10 protein-coding genes are annotated in these 9192 nt (G+C 60.4%); 4 read left to right on the top strand and 6 right to left on the bottom strand.

From position 1 onward, the window contains the following. Positions 1–164: 164 nt before the first annotated feature. Positions 165–1583: a transglycosylase SLT domain-containing protein gene (locus GHO03_RS22505; protein ID WP_095002160.1), complete on the bottom strand. Its 1419-nt coding sequence runs from the start codon at positions 1581–1583 to the stop codon at positions 165–167. Between the two features lie 236 nt (positions 1584–1819). On the opposite strand from GHO03_RS22505, the gene GHO03_RS22500 reads away from it, so the two are divergent. The 3 genes from GHO03_RS22500 to GHO03_RS22490 all read left to right on the top strand — a co-directional run bounded on the left by GHO03_RS22500 (position 1820) and on the right by GHO03_RS22490 (position 4583). After that, positions 1820–2629 (top strand): TatD family hydrolase, encoded by an 810-nt coding sequence (locus GHO03_RS22500; protein WP_016780110.1) that lies wholly within the window; start codon positions 1820–1822, stop codon positions 2627–2629. A gap of 115 nt (positions 2630–2744) precedes the next feature. After that, positions 2745–4226, top strand: coding sequence for a methyl-accepting chemotaxis protein (locus tag GHO03_RS22495; RefSeq protein WP_133144912.1), 1482 nt, complete (start codon positions 2745–2747; stop codon positions 4224–4226). 99 nt (positions 4227–4325) lie between these two features. Next, positions 4326–4583: a terminase gene (locus GHO03_RS22490; RefSeq protein ID WP_095002162.1), complete on the top strand. Its 258-nt coding sequence runs from the start codon at positions 4326–4328 to the stop codon at positions 4581–4583. Here GHO03_RS22490 and GHO03_RS22485 read toward each other — a convergent pair whose 3' ends face one another. From GHO03_RS22485 to GHO03_RS22475, 3 genes are all read right to left on the bottom strand, one after another. Next, positions 4584–5381, bottom strand: a complete 798-nt coding sequence (locus tag GHO03_RS22485; protein ID WP_095002163.1) for an acyl-CoA thioesterase II — start codon at positions 5379–5381, stop codon at positions 4584–4586. Between the two features lie 77 nt (positions 5382–5458). Continuing rightward, entirely contained in the window at positions 5459–6226 is a 768-nt protein-coding gene (locus GHO03_RS22480; RefSeq protein WP_095002164.1) for a CHAD domain-containing protein, read from the bottom strand. A 28-nt stretch (positions 6227–6254) separates the two neighbouring features. Then, positions 6255–6533, bottom strand: a complete 279-nt coding sequence (locus GHO03_RS22475; RefSeq protein ID WP_095002165.1) for a hypothetical protein — start codon at positions 6531–6533, stop codon at positions 6255–6257. 211 nt (positions 6534–6744) lie between these two features. On the opposite strand from GHO03_RS22475, the gene GHO03_RS22470 reads away from it, so the two are divergent. Beyond that, on the top strand, positions 6745–7794 hold the full coding sequence (locus GHO03_RS22470; RefSeq protein ID WP_095002166.1) for a patatin-like phospholipase family protein: 1050 nt from the start codon (positions 6745–6747) through the stop codon (positions 7792–7794). Here the strand turns inward: GHO03_RS22470 and GHO03_RS22465 are convergent. Both GHO03_RS22465 and GHO03_RS22460 read right to left on the bottom strand, forming a co-directional pair. Then, a complete protein-coding gene (locus GHO03_RS22465) occupies positions 7761–8462 on the bottom strand; it encodes a response regulator (protein WP_095023979.1) in 702 nt (233 codons plus the stop codon). The two genes, GHO03_RS22470 and GHO03_RS22465, sit on opposite strands and share 34 nt — an antisense overlap. Positions 8463–8498: 36 nt before the next feature. After that, positions 8499–9192, bottom strand: a 694-nt coding sequence (locus GHO03_RS22460) for a sensor histidine kinase KdpD (protein WP_256668744.1), incomplete at its 5' end; no start/stop codon positions are given.

The raw sequence follows: 9192 nt of genomic DNA, 5'->3' as shown, positions 1-9192 counted from the left end.
TGGCTCATGACGCACTCGGGGCAGGTGGTGAGGCTGTATTTCAGCATACTTGGAGACTTGTTCGGAGTTTCCTTAGGTCATCAGTTGGGGAATGCTCGCCATACTAATCAGTTTTTATAATGTTAAAAGTCGAATAAACCTGACAAAACAATCAAATTATTCGATTATTTGCGTGTGACCAGTTCAGCTTTTGCCGGTTCCAGGGAATCCCGCTCCCGGTCAAAGGCCAAATAGTATTTATTCACGCTATTAACATAGCTGACAGCCCCCATTCCCACCTGCTCCATGGCAATACGTTCCACCTGAAAGAACCATTGATTGGGGTTCAGGCCGCGTCGCCTGGCTTCAGCCCGCATGCCCTGCACCCGCTCCGGCCCCATGTTGTAAGCCGCCAGCACAAACGCCATGCGCTCACGCTCGTTGAGCTTGGGGCTGGCAAAGAACTTGCGGCGGATCAGCGACAGATACCGGGCACCGGCCTGCACATTGCTATCGACGTTTTGAATATTGTTGACCCCCACCCGCCGGGCGGCCGAGGGGGTAATCTGGAGTAGCCCTGTCGCCCCGCCGCTGCCTTTGGCTTCAGGGTTGAGGGTAGACTCCTTGAATGCCAGCGCTGCCAGGTTCAACCAGTCCATGCCCTGTTGCCGGGCATGTTTTTGCAACACCGGGCGCAGTTTTTCAAGCTGCTGGCGATCGGCCCGGGCCAACGGGTAATGCACCCGGTACAAACGTCGGTATACCCGCTCAAAGGCCACATCCTGATCGGCCGGGGCCTTGTAGCCATCGAGAAACCGGTCGATGCTGGCCCGCAACATCGACGCATCACGGCGTACATACCAGTGCATGGCCTCGGGCTCGCTGACCAGCACCTTGCGGTCAAAACGCAGCTTGGGCATCAGCGTGGCCCAGCGCTCGGCAATCGGGCGCTCCACGATGGTCAAATGAAAAATCCCGGCCTGCACCATCTCCAGCACATCCTCCACCGCCAGGGTCGGATCTACCCACTCAATCTTCACCGGGGGCAGTTTGCGCAAGGCCAGTTTTTGATTGATCAAATTGACCGAGGCTCCCGCCGCACTGCCGGTGGTCAACGCCACGGTGCGGCCCGACAGTTGCTCAAGGCGGGTAAAGCGCCGCTCGCCCTTGACCCCCACCAACAACAAGGGCACATCGTCGACGATCGGATCACTGGCGCTGATGGCGCGGCTGGGCTTGAAATCGATCAACTCACCCGGGGCAACTACATCGCCTTCACCCCGGGACAATGCGCCCAGCAGTTGATCCTTGGCTTTAGGGATGATCTTGAGGGTTATTTCCTGGCCATCGCGGGCATGGCTGTTGAGGTAGCGTTCAAACGCACGCAGACGATGGTATTCAACGCCAATCGCCTGCCCCTGCACCTCGCCCGAGCTGTTGCGGCTTTGATTGACCAGCACCCGCAACACCTGACTGCTGCGGATTTGCGCCAGATCGCGGACCTGGCTTGGCTGCCCGACCTGTAAAGGTCCGGTCAGGCGTGCCAGTGCCGGTAGCGGCAACAGCAGCAGGCACAGCGCAATCAATAGCGTCGGTCTTGTCATCCGTTCTCCGGAAAGAATACAGCCCAGCACCCGGTCGGTTTCCCGACAACCGGTTGCCTCAAGTGAGGCTTTCAAGCGCTGGAATCAGCGCGCAAAACAGTCAATGCGTCCTTTAAACAACCGGGCATTGCGTTGTTGCGGCATTCAAAGACAACCATAACTGTCTGTAGTTCTTGGTTTTTCTTGTAAATCTACAGCTCTGATATGCTGCGAGGCCTGTGGCCTGAGGTAAAACCATGCAACTCATTGATATCGGCGTCAACCTGACCAACCCAAGCTTTGACGGCAAACACCAGGCCGTGCTCGACCGTGCCTACGCGGCCGGGGTGTGCCAATTGGTATTGACCGGCACCAGCGTCGAAGGCAGCGAACAGGCCTTGCAACTGTGCCGCGAGCTGGACGAAAGCGGCCAGCGGCTGTTCTCTACGGCCGGCATTCACCCGCACTCGGCCAGTGACTGGAACGGCGACAGCGCCCGCCAGTTGCTTGCCCTGCTCAAGGAACCGGGCGTGTGTGCGGTGGGTGAATGCGGGCTGGACTTCAACCGCGACTTTTCGCCCCGCGCCCAGCAGGAGAAAGTGCTGGAAGAACATCTGGCGCTGGCTGTTGACCTGCAACTGCCGGTTTTTCTGCATGAGCGTGATGCCAACCAGCGTTTGCTGGAAATCCTGCGCGACTTCCGCGACCGCTTGCCGGCTGCTGTGGTGCATTGCTTTACCGGCGAGAAAAAGGCGCTGTTCAGCTACCTCGACCTTGACCTGCATATCGGCATTACCGGCTGGATCTGCGACGAGCGCCGCGGTACCCACCTGCACCCGCTGGTACGTGATATCCCGCGCGGTCGCCTGATGCTCGAAAGTGATGCGCCGTACCTGTTGCCGCGGACCCTGCGGCCCAAACCGAAAAATGGTCGCAACGAACCGGCCTACCTGACCGACGTATTGCGTGAAGTGGCCGTGCACCGTGGCGAAAGCGAGCAGGACCTGGCCGAACACACCACCGCGTGTGCACGGGCGTTTTACGGGTTGCCGGTACTGACAGACTGACGCCCGCTCCCACGCAGTGCCTCTTTTGACCCACATCAACAAGATTGTCACTGAATAGCGGCACAATGATGGCACCTTGCCAATATTGTTTGCGCCAATTCAGAGAAGACCTCCCATGGGCACCTGGCTTAGCAACATCTCGCTCAAATACAAATTCTGGGCTGTCAACGCGGTGGCTTTTGTCACCACACTGCTGCTGGTGCTCTACGCCGTGCAGCTGGAACAGCAATCGCGCAGCAACGCCGCCCAGGCCAACGCCCGGGCCCAGGCGCAATTGCTCAGTGCCTGGCCTGCCGGGCAGCCCTTGCCCGAGGCCAGCCAATTGCTGCCCCTGGCGCCCGACCAGATCGCCAGCGTCAACGATCAACCCCTGCCGCAACTGGGCAACGCCAACGGCTGGGTCTCAATCAATCCCATGCCGTTGTTCGGCCACAATCTGCTGCTGGGCGCCGAGGTACTGACCCGCGACGACGGACAAAAAATCGCCGTGCTGGCCCATACACCTAGCCTGGCTCAGGTGTTTGTCGAGCGGCTGCCCAACTATGCCGCCGCCGTGCTGATCCTGATGCTGGCCATGCTCTGCGCTTCGCAGTTGCTGATCCGCTTCCTGCTGAGCCAGCTCAACACCCTCAAGGACGTGATGCTGCATGTGGAGAAAACCGGTGACCTGTCCGCCCGGGTGCCCCTGGCGTGTACCGATGAGGTCGGGCAGATGGCCAGCGCCTTCAATGCCATGCAGGCCGGTTACCAGCGGGTGGTGAACACCGTGGCCCAAACCGCCGCGCAACTGGATGCCGGGGCCGCGCGCCTGGCCAGCAGCATGGACGAGGTGCGCCACGGCATGCTCGGCCAGCAAAGCGAGACCGACCAGGCCGCCACCGCAATCAATGAAATGTCGGCCACGGTCTACCATATTGCGCAACACGCTGGGGCTACCCGCGACCTGTCGCAAACCGCAGACAACCTGGCGGGGAGTGGCCAGCAGGTGGTCAGCCGCGTGCAACAGTCAATCGCCAGCCTGTCCACCGGGGTGCAAACCACTGCAGAAATGATCCAGCAACTGGCCCAGGACAGCCAGAAGATCAACGGCGTGGTCAGTGTGATTCACAGCATCGCCGAACAGACCAACCTGCTGGCGTTGAACGCGGCCATCGAAGCGGCTCGCGCAGGTGAAATGGGTCGTGGCTTTGCCGTGGTCGCCGATGAAGTGAGGCACCTGGCCAAACGCGTGCAGACATCCACGGACGAAATCACCGCCATGGTTTCGGCCTTGCAGGCGGGCACCCGCGACGCCGTGGATTTTATGCAGGAAAGCTCGTTCAAGGCCGACGACTGCGTGCAGCAGGCCCAGGAAGCGGGCGCGGCATTGGCCGAGATCACGCACGCCGTGGCGCAAATGCGCGAAAGCAACACCCAGATTGCCGTGGCCGCCGAGCAGCAAAGCCAGGTCGCGGAAGAGATGAACCGGGCAGTGGTGAGCATCCGCGATGTCACCGAAAACACCGTGCAACAGACCGTCGACTCGGCCACTACCAGCAATGAACTGGCAACCCTGGCAGGCGAGTTGAATCGGGCGATTGGTCAACTAAAGCTATAAGGCCAATAGCCATTGTTGATTCGCCGCAGGGTGACCATAAATCTATGATTTGTTTATCCGGTTCAGCCCAGGCTGAACCCTCGAACAAGGAGAGCAATCATGGGCAAACGTCATCCAAATCTACCGGCCTGGCAATGGCGCTCCAACCCGCACGGCCAGCAAAACACCGCGTATCAGGCAATCAACCTGATCGCAGTGCCGATGATGGTGGTGGCTTTTCTGTTGCTGGTGTCGGGCGTCTTCAGTGAAAACGCCACCAGCGCGGTGATCGGTCTGGTTGCCCTGTTTGCGGCCCTGATCCTGCAACGCCAGGGCCACAAGGCCACCAGCGCAACGGATAACAGCCAGACCTTCTGATCAACCGAACACGGCTACGGTCTGGCGGCTGAGCGCAATCAGCTCGCCGCCTGGGCCCCACAGGTTGGCCGCCACATGGCCGTAGCCATCCCGCGCATGTTCGATGACGGCCAGGTACTTGCACCACTGCAACGTGCTGACCTTAGGCAGTGGCTGCACGAACTCGATGGTCCAGGTCAGCGTGCTGCCTGCTGTCGGCTTGTTCAGTAACGGCAGCAGTGCAGGCGGCCAGGTATCGACCAGCGCCAGCAAATGGGTTTCTGTCAGAGGTTCGTCCTCAACACCGCCATCAAAACGTACCCAGCCGCCCATTTCCCGCGTTCCACGACCGCTAAACGGCAGTGCGCCCACGGCCCAGGCCATGGACAAATGACGCATAAACTCCGGGGTAACCCCTTTGATATAGGGCAACAGCGGGCAATCTTCGGGCGCCTTCATCTCAGGCGCAGGCAAGCCGTCCACGTTCGCCACTGACTCCCGCGCAGCGCCAAAGCTGCCTTGTACCAGGGTCATGACCTGACCGTCCTGTACCACCCGCCCCAGCACCTGGCTGACCGCCTTGCCTTCGCGCAGCACCTCAACCTCGAAACGCACCGGTACATCGGCGGCCACCGGCCCGACAAAACTCACTGCCAATGAGCGCAACGCCCGCTCGACAGGCACATGGGCGCGCATGGCTTCGTACTGCAAAGCCACCAACAGGCCGCCAAAGCTGGCGCGGCCCTGGCCCCAATCGGCCGGAATGGTCACGTCCAAAGGCGTGTTGCGCACCGCCGCAACCAATTCGCAAAACTGCATAAGCACCTCGAAACAGATAAATATGACGGGATACTACCCATCCATCTGACTCTGCACAGTGCTGTATCGGCCAAAGATCAGGAGTGAAAGCAAGCCGCACTCAATTTGACCAACGCCTTGTCAGCGCGTTTTTCGCCGTGCTCAAGGGTGGCCTGCCATTGCGCCACACAGGGTTGCAAGTCGGCGTGTTGCCCGGCCTGCAGCAACCATTGCCAGGCATCGTGCCATTCGCCCAGCGCCTGCTGTGCCCCCTTGAGGCGGGCCAGCACCAAGGGCGGCAGCTGGTTCAACTCCGGGTAGGCTTCAGCGGCATAGCGTACGCGCTTGATCAGCAACCTTACGCGATGGCGGTCATGGCCAGGGTCATTGAGAGCGTTTTCCAGGGTTTTCCACTGTTTTTCCAGGACCTTTGCGATCCGCTGGCGCAAACCACGCAGCAGGCCTTCTCGCTCGGCAGCACGCAAAAAGCGCGGAAACACCTCGAGGATCATCAACAGTTGAGCCAACTGCTCACTGTCGGCCACCCGGGCATAACTGCCGGCCAACTGTTGCGTGCGGCGTTGCGCCTGCGCCGTGTAGCCGTGCGCCTGCAAATGTGCCGCCAGCACTTCAAGATCACGCAGGGGGGTGGTCAACACGCCAACCTGGGATGCAGACATTTCAAGTTGCACAACCCCCGGCAACCCGCGCAAAGGCCGCAACAGGCTGCGCAAGCGGCGCACAGTGGTGCGCAGGTCGTGCAGGGCCTCCGGGTCCGTATCGGCTTCCAGACGCGCCTGACAGGCCAGTAACCTGACCTCCAGACGCACGATGTTTGCCACTATCCGGTCAACCAGCTCAGACATCCTCCCCCTCCCCCTTTACCGCTGCGCTTCAACGCCCGGCGCGGGATTCACGAATATAGAAACGCGCCTTCTCGGCTTTTTTGGTGCAACCCTCAAAGGCTTCAAATTGCTGCTGGGTCTTGGCCGCCGTCAACAAGGACAAGGCCTTGGAGTAGCTGACAGTCCCGGCGAAGCCTTCCGCCTTGGCCAGGTCCAGTTCATGCCAGGCCGAATCCAGGTTCGTCGCACAACTGTCGCGATACGCCTTGGTACCCGCACAACCTGCCAACGCCAGCGCGATCAGCGGTACACAAATCCATGCTTTCATGTTGTTTTCCTCAGAAATTAAAGTTCAGTGCAATCTCAGACGAACAACCTGCATAAAAGTGCCACAACGTAAAAATCAAAAAAACCGGCAACACCTACCCGTCATTGCTACAAGGCACTAGCCTAGCTGGTAGATACGCGTTCATGCCAAAAGCTGTCACTCAGGGTCACAAAAAGGCATTGTGAGTGACTGTCAGGCGAAGGTGGGGTTCATGAAAAAACGTATTGCATTGGTATTGGGCTCCGGCGGTGCCCGGGGCTATGCCCATATCGGCGTGATTGAAGAGCTGGAAAGCCGCGGCTATGAAATCGCCTGTATCGCCGGTTGCTCGATGGGCGCGGTGGTGGGCGGGATTTACGCCGCCGGCAAACTGGACATGTACCGGGACTGGATTCAAAGCCTGGACTACCTCGATGTGCTGCGCCTGGTGGATGTCAGCTTCCGGCTTGGAGCGATTCGCGGTGAAAAGGTCTTCGGCCAGATCCGCAATATGGTCGGTGAAATCAATATCGAGGACCTGCGCATCCCCTACACCGCCGTCGCCACCGACCTCACCCACCAGCAGGAAATCTGGTTTCAGGAGGGCTGCCTGCACCAGGCCATGCGCGCCTCGGCAGCGATCCCCAGCCTGTTTACCCCGGTGATGCAGGGCAACCGCATGCTGGTGGACGGCAGCCTGCTCAACCCGCTGCCCATCGTGCCGGTGGTGTCCAGCCACTGCGACCTGATCGTCGCCGTCAACCTCAACTCCACCCACCAGAGCCACTACCAGTTGCCGGTGATCCAGCGCCCGGCGGCTTTCAAGGGGCGCTTTGACAACCTGATGAGTTCGCTGGGCTCGCGCATGCCGTTTCGCAACAAACAGGCCGAGCACTTGCTCAACCTCGAACAGGAACTGCTCAACCCCCAGGCCGAGCCGCTGGCCCAGGCAAAGCCCAATCCCTGGCTCGACACGCCGCAAACCGCCTCCCCAGCCGCTGAAGAGGGCTCGCCCAAGTCAGCCACCGGCTCGGTGATCATCGACAACGTCGGCCCGGCCTCGCTGCTGGATTTGATCAACCAGAGCTTCGAGGTCATGCAGACTTCACTGGCGCAATACAAGATCGCCGGTTACCCGCCCGATATCCTGATCAACGTGCCCAAGCGGGTGTGCCGGTTTTTCGAGTTCTACAAAGCCCAAGAGCTGATCGCCCTGGGCCGCCTGATTGCAAAAGACACCCTGGACCGTTACGAAAAGGACGAGGCGTCCAACAACCGGTAGCCGACCCCGGCTTCGGTCACGATATACCGTGGCCGGGTCGGATCATCCGCCAGTTTCTGGCGCAAATGGCCAACGACAATTCTCAGGTAATGGCTGTTTTCGACATGGCTCGGGCCCCAAATATCCTTGAGCAATTGCTGCTGGGTAATGACCCGCCCCGGATGACGCGCCAAGAGCGCCAGCACCGCGTATTCCTTGCGGGTCAGCGCCACTTCGACGCCATCGAGCAGCACACGGCGGAACGCCAGGTCGACGGTCAAGGGGCCGAGTTCAAGCGCCGACTCCCGGGTTTCGCCCACAGGCGCCTGGCGCAACAAGGCCCTGATTCGTGCCAGAAACTCCTGGATGCCGAAGGGTTTGGTCACGTAATCGTTGGCCCCACCGTCCAGTGCCTGGACTTTTTGCGCTTCGCTGGCGCGCACCGAGAGCACCAGTACCGGCGCATTTGACCACTCGCGAAACTCGCGCAGTACCTGTTGGCCATCCATGTCCGGCAAGCCCAGGTCGAGCACCAGCACATCGGGCCGTCCGAGCGCTGCCTGGCTCAAGCCATCGGCCCCGGTCGCGGCCTCCAGCACGGTGTATCCCTGGGACACCAGGCTGATACGCAGGAATTTGCGAATCTGCGGTTCATCGTCGATGACCAAAATGGTCGCGCTCTGGCTCATGACTTGTTATCGCAATAGAGGGATAGCCAAAGAATATCAGTCTTCACTTTCCAGACCTTCATTCTCGGGGCACGGTTGAAGGCTTAACGGCAAATACAGGGTAATGCACGTACCCTGCCCGCCGATGCCTTCGCCGACGCTGACCCGCCCGCCGTGGGCCCCCACCATGCCCTGGCAGATGGCGAGCCCCAGGCCCGTGCCTTGCCCGCCGCGATCGCCCCGTGCGGCGGTATAAAACATATCGAAAATCTTCACCCTGTCCTCCTCGGGGATCCCCGGGCCCTGGTCACTGACGGCAAACCACAATTCGCTTTCATCGGCTCCCGCCGTTAATTGCAACTGGCCATGGGGAGGTGAAAAGCGCGCAGCGTTTTCCAGCACATTGACCAGCGCCTGCTCGATCAGGGCGCCATGCACGTGCAACAGCGGCAATTGCGCCGCAACATCCACCTGCACCTGCAAGGGCGCCAGCACCGCACGCAAGCGGTTCAAGGCGCTGCCGGCAATGTCGGCAGGTGACACCCAGTCGCGCGCCAGCTTGAGCGCACCGTGGCCCAGGCGGGTCATGTCCAGCAGGTTCTGGATGTAGCGGTCCAGACGCTCGGCCTCATCGCGGGTGCCTTCGAGCAACTCGCGGCGATCGCTCAACGGGATCGCCTCGCCCAGGGCCAGCAAGGTGTCGATACTGCCGCGCATGCTGGTCAGCGGTGTGCGCAGATCATGGGACACC

This window comes from Pseudomonas sp. FSL R10-1339 (genome assembly GCF_009600545.1).
Lineage (GTDB): Bacteria > Pseudomonadota > Gammaproteobacteria > Pseudomonadales > Pseudomonadaceae > Aquipseudomonas > Aquipseudomonas bubulae.
Note: the sequence above shows the minus strand (reverse complement) of the source record. Positions and strands in the feature narration are given on the sequence as shown.

Excerpts from the sequence above, each read along its gene's own strand:
- GHO03_RS22470 (WP_095002166.1), top strand. The coding sequence starts at position 6,745 with ATGAAAAAACGTATTGCATTGGTATTGGGCTCCGGCGGTGCCCGGGGC.
- GHO03_RS22485 (WP_095002163.1), bottom strand. The coding sequence starts at position 5,381 with ATGCAGTTTTGCGAATTGGTTGCGGCGGTGCGCAACACGCCTTTGGAC.
- GHO03_RS22505 (WP_095002160.1), bottom strand. The coding sequence starts at position 1,583 with ATGACAAGACCGACGCTATTGATTGCGCTGTGCCTGCTGCTGTTGCCG.
- GHO03_RS22465 (WP_095023979.1), bottom strand. The coding sequence starts at position 8,462 with ATGAGCCAGAGCGCGACCATTTTGGTCATCGACGATGAACCGCAGATT.
- GHO03_RS22490 (WP_095002162.1), top strand. The coding sequence starts at position 4,326 with ATGGGCAAACGTCATCCAAATCTACCGGCCTGGCAATGGCGCTCCAAC.
- GHO03_RS22480 (WP_095002164.1), bottom strand. The coding sequence starts at position 6,226 with ATGTCTGAGCTGGTTGACCGGATAGTGGCAAACATCGTGCGTCTGGAG.
- GHO03_RS22495 (WP_133144912.1), top strand. The coding sequence starts at position 2,745 with ATGGGCACCTGGCTTAGCAACATCTCGCTCAAATACAAATTCTGGGCT.
- GHO03_RS22475 (WP_095002165.1), bottom strand. The coding sequence starts at position 6,533 with ATGAAAGCATGGATTTGTGTACCGCTGATCGCGCTGGCGTTGGCAGGT.
- GHO03_RS22500 (WP_016780110.1), top strand. The coding sequence starts at position 1,820 with ATGCAACTCATTGATATCGGCGTCAACCTGACCAACCCAAGCTTTGAC.